Consider the following 17,581-nt stretch of genomic DNA (forward strand, 5'->3'; position numbering starts at 1 on the left):
TCTGGTATGCCTTGACCGCCGACTCCGTCTGCGGACCGAAGACCCCGTCGGCCGAGATCTTCAGCTCCTGCTGCAGGGCCCGAACCGCGGACCCCGTCGAGCCCAGGCGGACGGTGGTGCTGAAGTACGCGCTGAGGCCGGTGGCGTCGGGCGTCACGGGGACGGTCGACGCGGTCCCTCCCGGGGTGCTCGTGACGCTCGTCCATGCCTTTCCGGTCCACCACGAGGTGCGCTGCATGGCACCGTCCCAGCTGAAGCTGAAGTGGATGTGGTCGGTGTGGGGGCTGGAGCCGTAGTAGGGACGCCAGCCCTCGTTCATGCTGTAGGTGCCCCAGATCCTGCGGTCCCAGATGATGTACATGACGCCGAAACGACGCGCCATCGCGCCCGGCTGTCCCGAGGCATCGGGAGCCACGAGCCACCGGACGACCGCGTCGGCGACGGCCCGCTCGTCGGGGTTGTTCTTGTCGAGCATCCAGTCGAGGGCACGACCCTCGGAGTGCTCGGTGAGGCCGGCGTTGCAGCTGCGGCTGATGCCGTAGTTGAACTCCTCGTAGTGCCGTGACATCAGCCGGGCGAACGCTGTGACACCCGGCTTGGCGACCGGGTCGCACACCGTCTGCGGGAGGTAGGGCGAGGCGATGTCGAGGGCGCGCGGCAGGTTCGGGTTGGTGGGCGGCGGTGGCAGCTCGTAGGCGTGGGCGGCCTGCGCCGCCAGCGGGACGGTCACCACAGGGGTGAGCAGGGCACCAAGCACTCGGGCGTTGAGGGACACGCCGCATCCTCCAGTTCAGCATCGGCAGCCGCGGGTCGGGGGACCAGCGGCAGTCGGCATCAGGAGTCACAAGTGTCCCTGGCGCCACAACCTTCACTCTTATGTCATGAGCATCAGGGGACACGCCAGACCCATACGCCTAATTACGTCCCTGTGGTTCCGATCTCTCCCGCGCTCCCCCGGCACCCGTGCCTGTGACCCTCACCACTACTGTGCCCTCCATGGACAAGGTTGTCTCTACCGCTGCCGAGGCCGTCGACGGGATCCGTGACGGTGCGTCGTTGGCGGTGGGTGGGTTCGGGTTGTGCGGTATCCCGAGCGTGCTCATCGCCGAGCTGAGGGAGTCGGGGGTGACCGGCCTGCGCTGCGTGAGCAACAACTGCGGCGTGGACGACTGGGGGCTGGGGGTGCTCCTGGCCAACGGGCAGATCGCGCGGATGACCTCCTCCTACGTCGGGGAGAACAAGGAGTTCGCCCGGCAGTACCTCTCCGGTGAGCTGGAGGTCGAGCTGACCCCGCAGGGCACGCTGGCGGAGAAGCTGCGGGCCGGTGGGGCCGGCATCGCGGCCTTCTACACCCGCACCGGGGTCGGCACCCAGATCGCCGAAGGGGGACTGCCGTGGCGCTACGACAGCGACGGCGGGATCGCCGTGGCCTCCCCGGCGAAGGAGACCCGGACCTTCGAGGTCACCGCGCTCGGACCGGACGGCGAGGACGCGAGCGAGGAGCACGAGTTCGTCCTCGAGGAGTCGATCACCACCGACTTCGCCCTGATCCGGGCGTGGAAGGGCGACCGGCACGGCAACCTCGTCTTCCGCACCAGCGCTCGCAACTTCAACCCGCTCGCCGCGATGGCCGGCCGGGTCACGATCGCCGAGGTCGAGGAGCTCGTCGAGCCGGGCGAGCTCGACCCGGACGCGGTCCACCTGCCCGGCATCTACGTCCAGCGTGTCCTCGCGCTGACCCCCGAGCAGGCCGCCGACAAGCGCATCGAACGACGGACGACCAACCCGAGCAAGGAGGCCTGACATGGCGCTGACCCGCCAGGAGATGGCGGCCCGGGCCGCCCAGGAGCTGAGCGACGGCGACTACGTCAACCTCGGCATCGGCCTGCCCACGCTGGTGCCGAACTACGTCCCGGACGACGTCGAGATCGTCCTGCAGTCCGAGAACGGCCTGCTCGGCGTCGGTCCCTACCCCACCGAGGACGCCGTCGACGCGGACCTCATCAACGCCGGCAAGGAGACCGTGACCCTGCGCCGCGGCGCGAGCGTCTTCGACTCCGCGACCTCCTTCGGCATGATCCGCGGCGGCAAGGTCGACGCCGCGATCCTCGGCGCGATGCAGGTCGCGGCCAACGGCGACATCGCCAACTGGATGATCCCCGGCAAGATGGTCAAGGGCATGGGCGGCGCGATGGACCTCGTCCACGGCGCCCGCAAGGTCATCGTCCTCATGGAGCACGTCGCCAAGGACGGCTCGCACAAGATCGTCGCCGAGTGCTCCCTGCCCCTGACCGGCAAGGCCGTCGTCCAGCGGATCATCACCGACCTCGCCGTCCTCGACGTCACCGACGAGGGCCTCGTGGTCCGTGAGCTCTCCCCCGGCACGACCGAGGACGAGCTCGTCGCCGCGACCGGCGCACCCCTGACCTTCGAGCTCAGCGGCTGAGGTCAGCCTCCGGCCCGGTGCCCTCGGCCAGGGAGGCGGGGCTCGTGAGGAAGCCGACCCCCCACGCCCAGTGCATCGTCGCCATGGCGAGGGGGACCCGGGCACGGACCCGCGGCTCCTCCCCCTTCGCGACGGCCCACCCTCCGGCGGCCACCGCGGCTGCGTAGCCCGCCGGGACGACGAGGGCGGGGCGCCACCACGCACCGAGCACGGTCGCGGCGACGGTGCCCGCGACCATCACCGGCGCTGCGAGGTAGCGCGGGTTCGCCGTGCCCCGGTGCCGACGCGCCACGACCCGACGCCACCGCCCGTACATCCGGTACTGGTCCGCGAGCGCTCGGACCGTGCTCCGCGGCCGGTAGGTCACGACGAGGTCGGGGGTGAACCAGACCCGTCGTCCGCTCTGCCGCAGCCGGTGGTTCATCTCCCAGTCCTGGGCGCGGGCGAAGTGGGGGTCGTAGCCCCCCACCGCGTCGAGGGCCTCGCGCCGGAAGACCCCGAGGTACACGGTGTCGGCCTCGCCGGCGGACCCGCCGACGTGGAAGCGGCTGCCCCCGACACCCAGCGGACTCTTCATCGCCACCGCGACGGCGCGCTCGAAGGGGGTGCCCCCCTGGGCGTCCATGATCCCGCCGACGTTGTCGGCGCCGGTCTCATGGAGGACGCGCACGGCCGTGGCGATGTACGTCGGGGGGATCTCGGCGTGCGCGTCGACGCGGGCGACGATCTCGCCGCTCGATGCGGCGATCGCGGCGTTGAGCGCGTCGGGTGTGCGCCCCGAGGGGTTCGCCACGGTGACGACCCGTCCGTCGGCACGCGCCAGCCGGGCTGCCACCTCGTCCGTCCGGTCCGTCGAGGGGCCGAGCGCGAGGACGACCTCGAGCGGGCCCGGGTAGTCCTGGTCGAGGACCTGGCGGACCGATGCCTCGAGGTGCCGCTCCTCGTCGAGCACGGGCATGACGACGCTGACGGCCGGTGAGGGGGTGAGCACGCGACCAGTATGGCCGGGCCGGGTGTGGCACCCAGGGAGGACCCGGCATCAGTGCTTACCCTGTTCGGCATGCCTGACCAGCCCCGCCGCCCGCGGCGACCCGAGGACGGACGTCGCGACGACGACGCCCTGACCTTCGACGTCCGCCGGGGGCGAGGGCGTCCGGCGGGCTCGGGCGGCGGACGCGCCGCAGCTGGCTCCTCCGACGGGACGACCGCCCCGGCCCGACCGCAGCCCAAGGCGCGCCCGGCCCGGCCGAGCGCCCCCGCCCAGCCCGCGTCGCCACGGTCCCGCCCGGCCCGTGCGGACGACGACACGGCCCGGGCCATCCCGACAGGCGCCCGCACGAGCGGCCAGCGCCGTCCACGCCAGCAGCCGGCACCGGCTCGGGCAGCGGGCCCTCGTGACCGGGGTGAGCCGCGCACCCGGGTCATGCCCACGACCGGGCCCTCCCGGCCGGATGCACCTCGCCGAGAGGGCAACGGCCGGCCAGCCGGCGAACCCGCCCGCCGTCCGGGCGGCGGTCCGCCGTCCACACCCCGTCGCCCCGTCGACGGAGGTGACCCGCCCCGGCGGCGGCGCCGCCCCCTTCGCACCCTGGGCATCACCCTGCTATGCCTCGCGCTCCTCTGGGGCGGGATGACGTACTGGGCGGTGAGCTCCGCGTGGGACTCCGTGGCCAAGGTCGACGCCACGCCGTCGGGCCAGCGGGCCGCGGACGGCGACGGGCGCAACGTCCTCCTCGTCGGCAGCGACTCCCGCGAGGGCCTGTCCGCGGAGGAGCGCGAGCGCCTCGGGACCGGCCAGGCCGAGGGCAAGCGGACCGACTCGATCATCGTGCTGCACACGGGTGGCGACCGCCCGGTCCTGCTCTCCATCCCGCGCGACTCCTACGTCGAGATCCCGGGGCACGGGATGAACAAGATCAACGCGGCCTACTCGATCGGCGGGGCCAAGCTGCTCGGTGAGACCGTCGAGCACAGCACCGGCCTGCGCATGGACGGCTACATGGAGATCGGCTTCGGCGGCTTCGCCCAGGTCGTCGACGCCGTCGACGGGGTGCGGATCTGCGTCAAGAACGACATGGACGACCCCAAGGCCCACATCAACCTCAAGAAGGGTTGCCAGGTCCTCGACGGCAAGAACGCGCTCGGCTACGTCCGGGCCCGCTACTCCGACCCCGAGGGCGACATCGGCCGCTCGAAGCGCCAGCGGCAGTTCCTCGGCGCCCTCATGGGCAAGATCGCCACCCCGAGCACCGTCGCCCAGCCGTGGCGGCTGCGCTCCCTCGGGCAGCAGACCGGCGGCGCCCTGACCGTCGGTGAGGACGACTCGATGCTCGAGACGGCGCGGGCCTTCTGGGCGATCCGCTCGATCTCGAAGGGTGAGGGCGACTCCGTCTCCGTGCCGATCTCGAACAACAACCTCCCGACCGCCGTGGGCTCCGCGGTCGAGTGGGACGCCGAGAAGGCACCGAGGCTCTTCGAGGACCTCAACAACAACCGCCCCCTCTCGATCGACCCCTCCCAGGAGTAGCGGGCCCCGACGTGCCCCGGGTCACACCGGTCGATAGGTTTTGCGCATGGACAAGATCGGCGTCGTCGGCTGCGGGCTCATGGGTGCAGGCATCGCGGAGGTGTGCGCGCGGGCAGGGAGCGACGTCGTCGTCGTCGAGTCCTCCGCAGAGCGGGCCGAAGAGGGGAGGTCGCGCCTCGAGCGGTCGCTGAGGCGGGCCGAGGAGCGGGGCAAGCTCGACAGCGCCGACGACGTGCTCGCGCGCATCCGGGTGGTCACGGAGCTGGCCGAGCTGGCCGACCGTGACATGGTCGTCGAGGCGATCGTCGAGGACGAGGCCGCGAAGGTCGCGCTCTTCCGTGAGCTCGACGAGATCGTCGAGAGCCCGGACGCGATCCTCGCCTCCAACACGAGCTCGATCCCGATCATGAAGCTCGCGACGGTGACGAAGCGGCCCAGCCACGTCCTCGGCGTCCACTTCTTCAACCCGGTACCGGTGCTCAAGCTCGTCGAGCTCGTCCCCTCCCTCATGACCGACAAGGCGACCATCCAGCGGGCGCGGGACTACGTCGACGGCAGGCTGGGCAAGCAGGCCATCACCTGCCAGGACCGCGCGGGCTTCGTCGTCAACAGCCTGCTCATCCCCTTCATCCTCAGCGCGATCCGCATGTACGAGTCGGGCTTCGCGACGGCCGAGGACATCGACTCGGGGCTCGTCCTCGGCGCGGCCCACCCCCAGGGGCCGCTCGCGCTCGCCGACCTCATCGGCCTCGACACGACGATGGCGGTCGCGCAGTCGCTCTACGAGGAGTTCAAGGAGCCGCTCTACGCTCCCCCGCCGCTGCTCCAGCGCATGGTCGACGCCGGCCTGCTCGGCCGCAAGACCGGGCGTGGCTTCTACACCTACGAGTCCTGACGAGTGCGGGTCTGGGTACGCGCCGCCTGACGACGATCTCCGCTGACCCCCTTCGCAGGAACCCTGGTACCTGCGAAGGGGTGGGGGCCGGGCCCCCCGTGGGTCAGCGGGAGGCCGGCAGGCCGTTGAGCAGCTGGCGGGCCATGACGATCCGCTGGACCTGGTTGGTGCCCTCGTAGATCTGGGTGATCTTCGCGTCGCGCATCATCCGCTCGAGCGGGAAGTCGCGGGTGTAGCCGGCGCCACCGAGGAGCTGGACGGCGTCGGTCGTCACCTTCATCGCGACGTCGGAGGCGTAGCACTTGGCGGCCGCGCCGAAGAAGGCCAGATCGGCGTCGGCACGCTCGGACTTCGCCGCCGCGACGTAGACCATCTGGCGCGCGGCCTCGAGCTCCATCGCCATGTCGGCGAGCATGAACTGGATGCCCTGGAAGTCGGCGATGTGCTTGCCGAACTGCTTGCGCTCCTTGACGTACGCCAGCGCCTGGTCGAGCGCGCCCTGCGCGATACCGACGGCCTGGGCGCCGATCGTCACGCGGGTGTGGTCGAGGGTGCGCAGGGCGATCTGGAGCCCCTCCCCCTCGGCACCGACGATGCGGTCGCCGGGGATCCGCACGTTGTCGAGGTGCAGCTCGCGGGTCGGGCTGCCCTTGATGCCGAGCTTGCGCTCCTTCTCGCCGAAGGTGAAGCCCTCGTCGGACTTCTCGACGACGAAGGCGGAGATGTTGCGGCCGCGCGGCCCGTCGGGGTCGGTGACGGCCAGGACCGTGTAGAGCTCGGAGACGCCGGCGTTGGTGATCCACGCCTTGCTGCCCTTGAGGATCCAGTCGTCGCCCTCGCGGGTGGCCTTGGTACGCATGCCCGCGGTGTCGGAGCCGGCCTCGCGCTCGGAGAGTCCGTAGGAGAAGAAGCTCTCGCCCGACGCGAGACGCGGCATGTACCGGGCGTTGATCTCCTCGGAGCCGCCGAGGATCACCGGCATCGAGCCGAGCTTGTTGACCGCCGGGATGAGCGAGGAGCTCGCGCAGACCCGGGCGACCTCCTCGATGATGATGCTCACCGCGAGCGCGTCGGCGCCGACGCCGCCGTGCTCCTCGGCGACGTGCGCGGCGTGGAAGTCCGCGGCGACGAGGGCGTCGTGCGCCTCCCGCGGGTACCGGCTCTCCTCGTCCGCGGCAGCGGCGAAGGGGGCGATCTTCGCCTCGGCGATGGCCCGCACCGCCTCGCGAAGGGCCTCGTGGTCCTCGGTCATGCGGAAGAGGTCGAAGTCAGGCTTCCCGGTCACGGCACCCGACTATAGGAGGTCGCCCGCGAGGATCAGGAGTCGGACCCGAAGAGGTCGCGGGTGTAGACCTTGTCGGCGACGTCGGCGAGGTCCTGCGTGCGCCGGTTGGCGAGGATGACGTCCGAGGCCGCCTTGAACTCCTCGAGGTCACGGACGACCCGGGAGCCGAAGAAGGTGTCCTCGCGCAGCTCGGGCTCGAAGACGATGACCTCGACCCCCTTCGCCTTGATCCGCTTCATGATCCCCTGGATCGAGGAGGCTCGGAAGTTGTCCGAGCCGGCCTTCATGATGAGCCGGTGGATGCCGACCACCCGCGGCGAGAGCGCGAGGACGTCCTCCGCGACGAAGTCCTTGCGGGTGCGGTTGCTGTCGACGATCGCCTGCATGAGGTTCTGCGGGACGTTCTGGTAGTTGGCGAGCATCTGCTTGGTGTCCTTGGGCAGGCAGTAGCCGCCGTAGCCGAAGCTCGGGTTGTTGTAGTGCTTGCCGATCCGCGGGTCGAGACCGACCCCCTCGATGATCTGCCGGGTGTTGAGCCCGTGGGTCGCGGCGAAGGTGTCGAGCTCGTTGAAGTAGGCCACCCGCATCGCGAGGTAGGTGTTGGCGAAGAGCTTGATCGCCTCCGCCTCGGTGGAGTCGGTGAGCAGGACGGGGGCGTCCTTGGTCTCCGCGGCCTCGATGAGCAGGTCCGCGAAGCGCTGCGCCCGCTCGCTCTGCTCCCCCACGACGATGCGGGAGGGGTGGAGGTTGTCGCGGAGCGCCTGCCCCTCGCGGAGGAACTCCGGCGAGAAGATGATGTTGTCGGCGCCCATCCGCTCCCGCAGGCCGGCCGTGTACCCGACGGGGATGGTCGACTTGATGACCATCGTCGCGTCGGCGTTGACGGCGATGACGTCGCGCACGACCTCCTCGACCGTCGAGGTGTTGAAGTAGTTGGTCTTCGGGTCGTAGTCCGTCGGGGTGGCGATGACGACGTACTCGGCTGCGGCGTATGCCTGCGCCTTGTCGAGGGTGAAGCGCAGGTCGAGCTCGCGGTGGGCGAGGAAGTCCTCGATCTGCTCGTCGTGGATGGGGCTGCGTCCCTCGTTGAGCATCTCGACCCGGGCCGGGTCGATGTCGAAGCACACGACCTCGTTGTGCTGAGCGAGGAGGACGGCCATGGAGAGGCCGACGTAACCGGTACCGACGACGGCGATGCGAGTGCTCACGAGTGCCCTGTCTGCTGGGTGGTCGGCCGGTCGCCCGGCCGGTGGGAACCGTCGCATTATCACCACGCCAGATGAGCAGAAGGGAAACTCCTCAGCCGCTCTCCGCCCCTCGACGACGCGGAGAGCGTTGACTAGGGCCCATGAGCCTGACCCACCAGAACGACGACGACCTCATGCGCGAGCTCATCAACGACCCGGGTACCTGGGTCGTCGTGGGCCTGTCCAACAACACCGCCCGAGATGCCCACCGTGTGGCGCGGTGGCTCAAGCACGAGATGCACAAGGGGATCATCCCGGTGCACCCCGACGCCGAGGAGGTCGACGGCGACACGGGCTACGCGAGCATCGCCGACATCCCGGACACCGACGTCAAGGTCGTCGACTGCTTCGTCAACAGCGACGAGGTCGGCGCGGTCGTCGACGAGGCGATCGAGCACAAGGACCGGCTGCAGATCGACGCCATCTGGATGCAGCTCGGCGTCTCCGACCCCGCCGCCGCGGACCGCGCGCGCAAGGCGGGGATCGAGGTCGTCATGGACACCTGCCCGAAGATCCAGTGGCGCCGCCTGCGCACCATGGGCGCTCACCGCTGAGGGTCAGAGCCGGCGCCGCAGCGCCTCCCCCTTCGCCTGGGCGGCGGCCCGGAGCTCCTCCGCGAAGCCGGCCAGGGCCCTGCTGAGCCGCTCCGCCTCCGGACCCTCGCCGGCAGCGAGGATCCGCGCGGCGAGCAGCCCGGCGTTCCGGGCGCCACCGACGGCGACCGTGGCGACGGGGATCCCGGCGGGCATCTGGACAATGGAGAGCAGGCTGTCCATGCCGTCGAGGTACTTCAGGGGCACGGGGACACCGACGACCGGCAGCGTGGTGACCGAGGCGAGCATGCCGGGGAGGTGGGCGGCCCCGCCGGCTCCGGCGATGACGACGCGCAGCCCGCGCTCGGATGCCCGGCGGCCGTACTCGATCATCTCGAGCGGCATCCGGTGCGCCGAGACGACGTCGGCCTCGTAGGGCACGCCCAGCTCGTCGAGCACCTCGGCGGCGTCCTTCATCACCGGCCAGTCGCTGTCGCTGCCCATGACGACCCCGACGAGGGGGGCTGCGGCGGTCGATGCGTCACTCACGGATCGCTCCTTCGATGTAGCCGGCGGCGTGCCGGGCCCGCTCGCGCAGGTCGGCGAGGTCCTCGCCGCAGATGTTGACGTGGCCGATCTTGCGGCCCGGGCGGACCGACTTGCCGTAGAGGTGGACCTTGACCTCCGGGTCGTGGGCGAGCACGTGCCGGTAGGTGCCGTAGAGCTCGTCGGCGCCCTCGCCCGCACCACCGAGGACGTTGGCCATGACGGTCCAGCGCGCGCGCGACGTCGGCGAGCCGAGGGGGAGGTCGAGGACCGCACGGAGGTGCTGCTCGAACTGGCCGGTGACCGAGCCGTCCATCGTCCAGTGGCCCGAGTTGTGCGGACGCATCGCGAGCTCGTTGACGACGACCTCGCCCGTCTCCCCGCGACTCCCCGCCAGCTCGAAGAGCTCGACGGCGAAGACGCCGGTGACGTCGAGCTCGGCCGCGATCGTCAGGGCCACCTCGGTGGCCCGCTCGGCCAGCGCCGGCGACAGTCCCGGCGCGGGGGCAAGGACCTCGGTGCAGATCCCGTCGGTCTGGACGGTCTCGACGACCGGCCAGACGCACGCCTGCCCGGAGGGCGCCCGCCCCACGAGGACCGCGAGCTCGCGGACGAAGGGGACCCGCTCCTCGGCGAGCAGCGGCTCACCGGCGTCGGCGGCCCGGGCCAGCCAGGAGGCGGCCTCCTCGACCGTCTCGACGACGAGGACGCCCTTGCCGTCGTAGCCGCCCCGGGGGGTCTTGAGGACGACCGGCCAGCCGTGCTCGTCGCCGAAGGCCCGCAGCTCGGCCTCGTCCCGGGCGGCGACCCAGCGCGGGCACGGGACACCGGCCGCCGTCAGCCGCTCACGCATGGCCAGCTTGTCCTGGGCGAAACGCAGGGCCGAGGGCCGCGGGTGCAGGACGACGCCGTCGGCGACGAGCGCATCGAGGACCTCGGCGGGCACGTGCTCGTGGTCGAAGGTCACGACGTCGCACTCGCGGGCGAAGGCGCGCACGGCCTCGAGGTCGGTGTGCCGCCCGACCGGCGCGCTCGGGACGACGAGGGCTGCGCTGTCCTCCGGGTCTGCGGTGAGGACCGAGAGGGTGAGGCCCAGCTCGACCGCCGGCCCGACGCACATCCGCGCGAGCTGACCGGCGCCGATGACGCCGACGACGGGGAATCCTCCGGGGGAGCGGCGCGGTGAGGTCACGAGTCGCAGGATAACGAGGTCACCGCATAGGCTCCCCCGGTGCCCACCTCCCCCGAAGAGCGCCCAGACACCGCTGCCGCGGCGTCCCGGCCTGCGCACTCAGGGCTGCGAGGGCTGGTCGACACCATCTGGCACGAGGTCGCGAAGTTCGGCGTCATCGGGCTGCTCGCCTTCGTCATCGACCTCGGGGGGATGAACCTCCTCACCCACACCGTGCTCGAGGGCAAGCCGACGACCGCCCGCATCGTCAGCGGCGTCGCGGCGACCCTCTTCGCCTGGTTCGGCAACCGGTCGTGGACCTTCGCCCACCGGCGCAGCCGGCCGGTCTCGCACGAGGTGAGCCTCTTCTTCGTCGTCAACGGCATCGCGCTGGCGATCTCGACGCTCACCCTCGTCGTCTCGCACTACGTCCTCGGGCTCGACAGCCGGCTCGCGGACAACCTCTCGACGATCTTCGGCATCGGTCTGGGCACCCTCTTCCGCTTCTGGGCCTACCGCCGGTACGTCTTCGCGAACGAGCCGATGGACGTCGACACCTCGCCGCTCGCCGACGAGGACCACCGCGTCAGCGGATGATCCGCCCGTCGGTGAGGTAGACCTCGAAGACGGCCGGCTGCGACTGGACGAGCTGGAGCCGACCACCGTTGCGCTCCGCGAGGTCTCGGGCCAGGCCGAGACCCAGCCCGCTGCCCGACGACGTCACCGACCGCTCGAAGATGTGCGGGGCGATCGCCACCGGGATCCCCACCCCTTCGTCCCGGATCTCCACGACGACGCTCGGACCGGACCGCCGGGGCACGACCGACACGGTCCCCTCGCCGTGGGTGAGCCCGTTCTCGACGAGCGCACCGATGACCTGGCCCAGGTCCGAGGGACGCGCACGGACCATGAGCCCCCGCTCCCCCGCGACGCGCACGCTGCGCTGCCGGGCCGCGAAGCTCGGCTGGTACTCCCGCTGGAGCGAGGCGAGCACGGCGTCGAGCGAGATGACGGGCAGCTCGACCTCGCCCGTGCGGGTCCGTGCCCGCAGGTCCTCGACGACGCCGCTGAGGCGCACCACCTGCGCGATGGCGACCTGAGCCTCCTCGTGCACGGCCTCGAGGTCCTCGAGCGTGGCCAGCTCCTCGAGGCGCATGAGCAGGGCGGTCAGCGGGGTGCGCAGCTGGTGGGCCGCGTCCGCCGCGAAGTCGCGGTCGGTCGCCGTGCGCCGGGCCAGCTCGACGTCGCGCCGGGTCACCGCGTCGGCGAGAGCGTCGATCTCGGCGACCCCCGACCTCGGGGGCACCTCGCCCCCCTCGCCGATCGTCCGCACCCGCTCCCGCACGGTCCCGAGGGCATCGGCGACCGAGCCCGCGAGCCGCTCGGCGACCGCCCGCGCCACGAGCGCCGCCGCCCCGGCGACGACGATCACCCACACGAGGAGGCCGAGCGCCCACTCGCGGCGGGACGCCCCACCGAGCGCACGGGTCGGGTCGTCGGCGACGAGGCCGAGGAGCACGGCGAGCGGCAGGACCACCCCGAGGGTGAGGACGGCCAACGGCAGCCCCGCCGCGAGGAGCGCGCGACGGCGCATCAGCAGGCGTCGAAGCGGAAGCCGACCCCGCGCACGGTCGTGATGTAGCGCGGGTTCGCGGCCTCGTCACCGAGCTTGCGACGCAGGACGGAGACGTGCATGTCGAGGGTCTTCGTCGAGCCGTACCACTCGGTCTCCCAGACCTCGGACATGAGGCGGGCTCGGGGCACGACGCGACCGCACTCGCGCACGAGGACGGAGAGGACCTCGAACTCCTTGACCGTCAGCGCGAGCTCCTCGCCGTGGAACCATGCGCGACGGGCCTCGGCATCGATCCGGACGGGGCTGCCGGACGCCGCCTCCTCCGGCGCTGCGCGGCGCAGCAGCGCCCGCACCCGGGCCATGAGCTCGGCCAGGCGGAAGGGCTTGGTGACGTAGTCGTCCGCGCCGGCGTCGAGCCCCACGACGGTGTCGACCTCGTCAGCGCGTGCGGTGAGGATGAGGACCGGGACGGCGGAGCCGGTGGCCCGGACCCGGCGGCACACCTCGAGTCCGTCGAGCGTGGGCAGCCCGAGATCGAGGATGACGAGGTCGGGCGCCGAGGCGGTCACCGCGTCGAGGGCCTCTCCCCCGTCGACGTAGGCCTCGACGTCGTAGCCCTCGCGACGCAGCGCCCGGGTGAGGGGTTCGGCGATGGCTGTGTCGTCCTCGGCCAGCAGCACACGCGTCATGGGCGCCCAGTGTACGGACGGGAGGCGGGCCCGTCCTGTCAGGCGGTGGGCGCGGGTCAGAGGTGCTCGGGGGCGTCGGAGCGGTCCCGGACGCCGGTGACCCGGACGAGGCGCGAAGGGGTGACCGTCCCGATCCCCCGCAGGGTGCGCTGGCGGGTGCGGACGGTCGAGAAGCCGCTCAGCGGGGCGAGCAGGCGGGCCAGCGCGTCGTCGACGAAGACGCCGTTGGCCGGGGCCACGGCGGTGAGCCGGCTGGCGCGGTTGACCGTCACGCCGAAGACGTCGCCGAGCCGGTTGACGACCGGCCCGTGGGCCATGCCGACGCGGGCGTCGGGCAGCAGCGGCTCCTCGGACATCGCCTCCACGAGGTCGAGGGCGATCGCGGCCGCGGGAGCGACACCGACGGTGAGGAACATGACCTCGTCGCCGACCGTCTTGACGACCCGGCCGCCGTGCGCGGTGACGATGTCCGTGGCGAGCACCTCGAAGCGCTGCACCATCTGCGCGAGCTCACGCTCGGTGAGCCGGCGCACGACGGCGGTGAAGTTCACGAGGTCGGCGAAGCCGATGACCCGAGGGGCGCCCTGGCCGTCCTCGCCCGGGGCGTCGTTGAGGCCACGGTTGATTGCGGCGGTCAGCTGTCGGCGCCAGACGTAGACGAGCAGCGGCTCGAGGTCGTCGACCATCGCGGCGAGGCGCAGCGCCGCCTCCCGCGCGACCTCCGGCGAGGCGGCGAGGTCGGCCGCCTCGTCGCCGGCGCGGCCCGGCTCGGCGATCTCCTCGGCGATCTCCTCGGCGACGAGCTGGGTCTGCCAGATGGCGAGCCGGTCCATGGTCCGGGCGAGCGCCCGGGTCATCGACAGCGCGAAGTCCTCGTCGACCGCACCGCTGCGCACGAGCTCTGCCACTCCTGCCAGGGCCGCGAGGTCCGCCTCGGTGAACATCGCGTCGTCCTCGCTGACGAGCGGGAAGCCCATCGCGTGCCAGAACTTGCGGGCCGAGCGGATCGAGACGCCCGCCCCACGGGAGACCTCGCGGCGGCCCATCGTCGCCGGGCGACCGAGCAGCGCACGCTCGAGGGTCTCCGAGACCTCGGCCACCTCGACGGCAGGTCGAGGCGCGGCGTGCCGGGGCTCAGGCATGGCCCTCCTCGCGGGTCACGGCGGCGGCTGGTGGCGGACGTGGTGGACGTCACCCGCGCTCACGGTATCCGAGCGCCCGTCGCCGGACACGAGCAGCCGACCGTCGTCCTCGACAGCTGCGGCGGTGCGGCGCACGACCGAGCCGTCGGGCAGGTGGACGTCGACGTCGCGGCCGAGGGTCAGGCAGGCGGCCCGGTAGTCGGCGCGCACCGTCGTGAGGTCGAGCGGGTCGAGCCGGTCCCGCAGGGCGTCGAGCAGCGCGGGCACGACCTCGGCGCGGGTCGGCGTCGGCCGGCCGGCCGCCTCGGCGACGAGACGAAGGGAGGTCGCGTGCGGCACCGGGAGGTCCGCCTCCGCGTGAGAGAGGTTGACGCCGACCCCGACGACCACGTGCCCTGTCCCGCCGGCGTCGCCCGGGACGACCTCGCAGAGGATCCCGCAGATCTTGCGCTCCTCGCCGTCACCGGTGACGACGAGGACGTCGTTGGGCCACTTGAGCCCTGCCTCGATCCCCATGTCCTGCAGGCAGTCCCGGACCGCGAGGCCGGTGGCCAGGGGCACCCAGCCGAGGGCCACCCCTTCGTCGTCGGCGGTCGCGGCGCGGGAGGTCACGGCAGGCATCGGGACGAGGATCGAGCACGCGATCCCGTGACCTGCCCCGTCGTCCCAGGCCCTCCCCCTTCGCCCACGGCCCGCCGACTGCCGCTCGGCGACGACCGCTGACCAGTCGGCGCCCAGGCGCTGGACCTCGACGTTCGTCGACCCGACCTCGGCGACGATGGAGATCTCGCCCCACCGGCGAGCGGCCCGAAGTGCGGCGAGGCTCTCACGGACGGCACGTGTTCGCTCCATCCGACAAGGCTAGGCTCCGACACATGGCCCAGAGCACCGACTCCGCACCGTCCACGCAGGACATCGGCGGCACCGACGTCCCCGCCGACATCGACGTCCACACCACCGCAGGCAAGCTCGCCGACCTCAAGCGCCGCGTCGCGGAGGTCGCCCACGCCGGCTCCGAGCGCGCTGTCGAGAAGCAGCACGCCAAGGGCAAGAAGACCGCCCGTGAGCGGATCGAGATGCTCCTCGACGAGGGCACCTTCGTCGAGATGGACAAGTACGCCCGGCACCGGTCCACCGCCTTCGGGCAGGACAAGAACCGGCCCTACGGCGACGGCGTCGTCACCGGGTACGGCACCGTCGACGGTCGCCAGGTCGCGGTCTTCGCCCAGGACTTCACCGTCTTCGGCGGCTCGCTCGGCGAGGTCTTCGGCGAGAAGATCGTCAAGATCATGGACTTCGCCATGAAGATCGGCTGCCCGGTCGTCGGCCTCAACGACTCCGGTGGCGCGCGGATCCAGGAGGGTGTCGCCTCGCTCGGCCTCTACGGCGAGATCTTCCGCCGCAACGTCCACGCCTCCGGCGTCATCCCGCAGATCTCGCTCATCATGGGCCCCTGCGCCGGCGGTGCGGTGTACTCCCCCGCCGTCACCGACTTCACCGTCATGGTCGACCAGACCTCGCACATGTTCATCACCGGCCCGGACGTCATCAAGACGGTCACCGGCGAGGACGTGGAGTTCGAGGAGCTCGGCGGCGCCCGCACGCACAACACCAAGTCCGGTGTCGCGCACTACATGGGCACCGATGAGGAGGACGCGATCGAGTACGTCAAGGCTCTGCTCTCGTACCTCCCGAGCAACAACCTCGAGGACGCCCCGGTCTTCGGTGAGGAGCTCGACCTCGAGGTCACCGACCTCGACCGCGAGCTCGACACGATCATCCCGGACTCGGCGAACATGCCCTACGACATGAAGAAGGTCATCGAGGTCGTCGTCGACGACGGCGAGTTCCTCGAGGTCGCGCCGCTCTTCGCGCCGAACATGATCTGCGGCTTCGCCCGGGTCGAGGGCCGCTCCGTCGGTGTCGTCGCGAACAACCCGATGCAGTTCGCGGGCACGCTCGACATCGCGGCGTCGGAGAAGGCCGCGCGCTTCGTGCGCACCTGCGACGCCTTCAACGTGCCCGTGCTGACCTTCGTCGACGTCCCGGGCTTCCTGCCGGGCACCGACCAGGAGTGGGACGGCATCATCCGCCGCGGCGCCAAGCTCATCTACGCGTACGCCGAGGCGACCGTCCCTCTCGTCACCGTCATCACCCGCAAGGCGTACGGCGGTGCGTACGACGTCATGGGCTCCAAGCACCTCGGCGCCGACATCAACCTCGCGTGGCCCACCGCGCAGATCGCTGTCATGGGCGCGCAGGGCGCGGTCAACATCCTCTACCGCAAGCAGATCGCCGAGGCGCAGGCCAAGGGCGAGGACGTCGAGGCGGCCCGCCAGAGCTTCATCACGGAGTACGAGGACGCGCTGGCGAACCCGTACGTCGCGGCCGAGCGGGGCTACATCGACACCGTCATCACGCCGAGCAACACCCGGATGAACGTCAGCCGGGCGCTGCGGGCGCTGCGCACCAAGCGGGCGTCGCTGCCGGCGAAGAAGCACGGGAACATTCCGCTGTGACCTCTTCGCCGGATCAGAGCTCTGATCGACGCCACGCTCTGATGGCTGCCACCGAGACCACCGACGCCCCCGCCGAGGCGGACGCCCCGGCGACCCAGGCGATCGAGATCATCGGCGACGCCACCCCGGAGCAGGTCGCGGCGCTCGTCGCGGTCCTCTCCGGGATCGGCGGCGGCGAGGAGCCCGCACCCGCGTCGACCTCCCGCTGGGCCAGCCGCGAGCGGCTCGTCCGCCGCGAGGTCCACCCGGGCCCCGACGGCTGGCGCGCCTCCGCGCTGCCCCGCTGACCCTGCTGCGGATGCTGAGCGAGCGACCCCGCGTCCTGTCCGTCAACCGCGGCTCGCCCGTGCGTCAGCGCGTCCCGAGGGGGAAGGACACCGGGATCAGGAAGGTGCCCGTCGAGGTGATCCGGGTGCTGGATCCTGGGCCCAGGCGCGTCGAGGAGGGGCACGGTGTCTCCGGGGTCGAGGGCGACTTCGTCGGCAACGGCCGGCACCACGGCGGGAGCTCCCAGGCGGTCTACGCCTTCGCCCGGGAGGAGCTGGACGCATGGGGCGCGGAGCTGGGCCGTGACCTACCGGCCGGGATGTTCGGCGAGAACCTCACGACGACGGGCATCGACGTCGACGCTGCCGAGATCGGCGACGTCTGGCGCGTCGGGACGGCGCTCCTCCAGGTGAGCGGTCCGCGGGTGCCGTGTGCGACGTTCGCGGAGCGGATGGGTGAGCGTGGCTGGGTGCGTCGCTTCGGCGAGCGGGGACGCTCCGGCGCCTACCTCGCGGTCCTCGAGCCCGGTGAGGTCCGCGCCGGTGACGAGATCGCGGTGGAGCCCGGCGGCAGCGGGATCGACGTGCCGACCGTGCTGCGCGCCCTCCTCGGCGACCAGCAGGCGGCCCGCGCGGTCGTCGCTGCCCACGTCCTCCGCGAGCCCCACCACAGCCGGCTCGCGGCGGGTCTGGGCTGACCGAGAGAAGTTCTGCCTGGACAGGTGACACGCCACGGAGA

Annotated in this window: 19 protein-coding genes; 9 read left to right on the forward strand and 10 right to left on the reverse strand. The window is 71.7% G+C overall.

Annotated features, from left to right (window positions below; translation table 11 throughout):
* A partial coding sequence (locus tag JNO54_RS12435) for a peptidoglycan-binding domain-containing protein (protein WP_204144176.1) occupies positions 1–775 on the reverse strand: 775 nt, incomplete at its 3' end.
* 221 nt (positions 776–996) lie between these two features.
* Here JNO54_RS12435 and JNO54_RS12440 point away from each other — a divergent pair.
* A complete protein-coding gene (locus JNO54_RS12440; RefSeq protein ID WP_204144177.1) occupies positions 997–1,803 on the forward strand; it encodes a CoA transferase subunit A in 807 nt (268 codons plus the stop codon).
* A gap of 1 nt (position 1,804) precedes the next feature.
* Positions 1,805–2,446 (forward strand): CoA transferase subunit B, encoded by a 642-nt coding sequence (locus JNO54_RS12445; RefSeq protein ID WP_204144178.1) that lies wholly within the window; start codon positions 1,805–1,807, stop codon positions 2,444–2,446.
* Here JNO54_RS12445 and JNO54_RS12450 read toward each other — a convergent pair.
* Positions 2,436–3,437 carry a glycosyltransferase family 2 protein gene (locus JNO54_RS12450; protein WP_307818208.1) on the reverse strand — a complete coding sequence of 334 codons (1,002 nt, stop codon included), beginning with the start codon at positions 3,435–3,437 and terminating at the stop codon, positions 2,436–2,438. The genes JNO54_RS12445 and JNO54_RS12450 overlap by 11 nt on opposite strands.
* 69 nt (positions 3,438–3,506) lie before the next feature.
* Between JNO54_RS12450 and JNO54_RS14600 the strand changes: the two genes are divergently transcribed.
* On the forward strand, positions 3,507–4,973 hold the full coding sequence (locus JNO54_RS14600) for an LCP family protein (RefSeq protein WP_233703243.1): 1,467 nt from the start codon (positions 3,507–3,509) through the stop codon (positions 4,971–4,973).
* A 46-nt stretch (positions 4,974–5,019) separates the two neighbouring features.
* Positions 5,020–5,868 (forward strand): 3-hydroxybutyryl-CoA dehydrogenase, encoded by an 849-nt coding sequence (locus JNO54_RS12460; RefSeq protein WP_204144179.1) that lies wholly within the window; start codon positions 5,020–5,022, stop codon positions 5,866–5,868.
* A 103-nt stretch (positions 5,869–5,971) separates the two neighbouring features.
* Here the strand turns inward: JNO54_RS12460 and JNO54_RS12465 are convergent, their stop codons facing one another.
* Positions 5,972–7,153, reverse strand: coding sequence for an acyl-CoA dehydrogenase family protein (locus JNO54_RS12465; protein WP_204144180.1), 1,182 nt, complete (start codon positions 7,151–7,153; stop codon positions 5,972–5,974).
* Positions 7,154–7,185: 32 nt separating this feature from the next.
* Positions 7,186–8,361, reverse strand: coding sequence for a nucleotide sugar dehydrogenase (locus JNO54_RS12470; protein WP_307818209.1), 1,176 nt, complete (start codon positions 8,359–8,361; stop codon positions 7,186–7,188).
* A 140-nt stretch (positions 8,362–8,501) separates the two neighbouring features.
* On the opposite strand from JNO54_RS12470, the gene JNO54_RS12475 reads away from it, so the two are divergent.
* Positions 8,502–8,954 carry a CoA-binding protein gene (locus JNO54_RS12475; RefSeq protein WP_204144182.1) on the forward strand — a complete coding sequence of 151 codons (453 nt, stop codon included), beginning with the start codon at positions 8,502–8,504 and terminating at the stop codon, positions 8,952–8,954.
* Between the two features lie 3 nt (positions 8,955–8,957).
* Here JNO54_RS12475 and purE read toward each other — a convergent pair whose 3' ends face one another.
* Together purE and JNO54_RS12485 are read right to left on the reverse strand one after the other, a co-directional pair.
* Positions 8,958–9,437: a 5-(carboxyamino)imidazole ribonucleotide mutase gene (gene purE / locus JNO54_RS12480; RefSeq protein WP_204144720.1), complete on the reverse strand. Its 480-nt coding sequence runs from the start codon at positions 9,435–9,437 to the stop codon at positions 8,958–8,960.
* A gap of 37 nt (positions 9,438–9,474) precedes the next feature.
* Entirely contained in the window at positions 9,475–10,671 is a 1,197-nt protein-coding gene (locus JNO54_RS12485) for a 5-(carboxyamino)imidazole ribonucleotide synthase (protein WP_204144183.1), read from the reverse strand.
* Between the two features lie 39 nt (positions 10,672–10,710).
* Between JNO54_RS12485 and JNO54_RS12490 the strand changes: the two genes are divergently transcribed.
* Positions 10,711–11,247: a GtrA family protein gene (locus JNO54_RS12490; protein ID WP_204144184.1), complete on the forward strand. Its 537-nt coding sequence runs from the start codon at positions 10,711–10,713 to the stop codon at positions 11,245–11,247.
* On the opposite strand, the gene JNO54_RS12495 is transcribed toward JNO54_RS12490, so the two are convergent.
* The 4 genes from JNO54_RS12495 to JNO54_RS12510 are packed head-to-tail and all read right to left on the reverse strand — an operon-like array spanning position 11,237 to position 14,909.
* Positions 11,237–12,244: a sensor histidine kinase gene (locus tag JNO54_RS12495; RefSeq protein ID WP_204144185.1), complete on the reverse strand. Its 1,008-nt coding sequence runs from the start codon at positions 12,242–12,244 to the stop codon at positions 11,237–11,239. The two genes, JNO54_RS12490 and JNO54_RS12495, sit on opposite strands and share 11 nt — an antisense overlap.
* Positions 12,244–12,915: a response regulator transcription factor gene (locus JNO54_RS12500; RefSeq protein ID WP_204144186.1), complete on the reverse strand. Its 672-nt coding sequence runs from the start codon at positions 12,913–12,915 to the stop codon at positions 12,244–12,246. Before JNO54_RS12500 ends, JNO54_RS12495 begins: the two co-directional genes overlap by 1 nt.
* A gap of 56 nt (positions 12,916–12,971) precedes the next feature.
* Positions 12,972–14,057, reverse strand: coding sequence for an adenylate/guanylate cyclase domain-containing protein (locus JNO54_RS12505; RefSeq protein ID WP_204144187.1), 1,086 nt, complete (start codon positions 14,055–14,057; stop codon positions 12,972–12,974).
* Positions 14,058–14,072: 15 nt separating this feature from the next.
* Complete coding sequence (locus JNO54_RS12510; RefSeq protein WP_204144188.1) at positions 14,073–14,909, reverse strand: biotin--[acetyl-CoA-carboxylase] ligase; 837 nt, start codon at positions 14,907–14,909, stop codon at positions 14,073–14,075.
* A gap of 23 nt (positions 14,910–14,932) precedes the next feature.
* Here JNO54_RS12510 and JNO54_RS12515 point away from each other — a divergent pair, with 23 nt between their 5' ends.
* Genes JNO54_RS12515 through JNO54_RS12525 form a run of 3 tightly spaced genes read left to right on the forward strand, consistent with a single transcriptional unit; the run spans position 14,933 to position 17,540 of the window.
* Complete coding sequence (locus JNO54_RS12515; RefSeq protein WP_233703244.1) at positions 14,933–16,576, forward strand: acyl-CoA carboxylase subunit beta; 1,644 nt, start codon at positions 14,933–14,935, stop codon at positions 16,574–16,576.
* A 41-nt stretch (positions 16,577–16,617) separates the two neighbouring features.
* Positions 16,618–16,863, forward strand: coding sequence for an acyl-CoA carboxylase subunit epsilon (locus JNO54_RS12520; RefSeq protein ID WP_204144189.1), 246 nt, complete (start codon positions 16,618–16,620; stop codon positions 16,861–16,863).
* An 11-nt stretch (positions 16,864–16,874) separates the two neighbouring features.
* A complete protein-coding gene (locus tag JNO54_RS12525) occupies positions 16,875–17,540 on the forward strand; it encodes an MOSC domain-containing protein (protein WP_204144190.1) in 666 nt (221 codons plus the stop codon).
* The last annotated feature ends 41 nt before the right edge of the window (positions 17,541–17,581 follow it).

Origin of the sequence: Janibacter endophyticus (assembly GCF_016888335.1) — a bacterium.
Taxonomy (GTDB): Bacteria; Actinomycetota; Actinomycetes; order Actinomycetales; family Dermatophilaceae; genus Marihabitans; species Marihabitans endophyticum.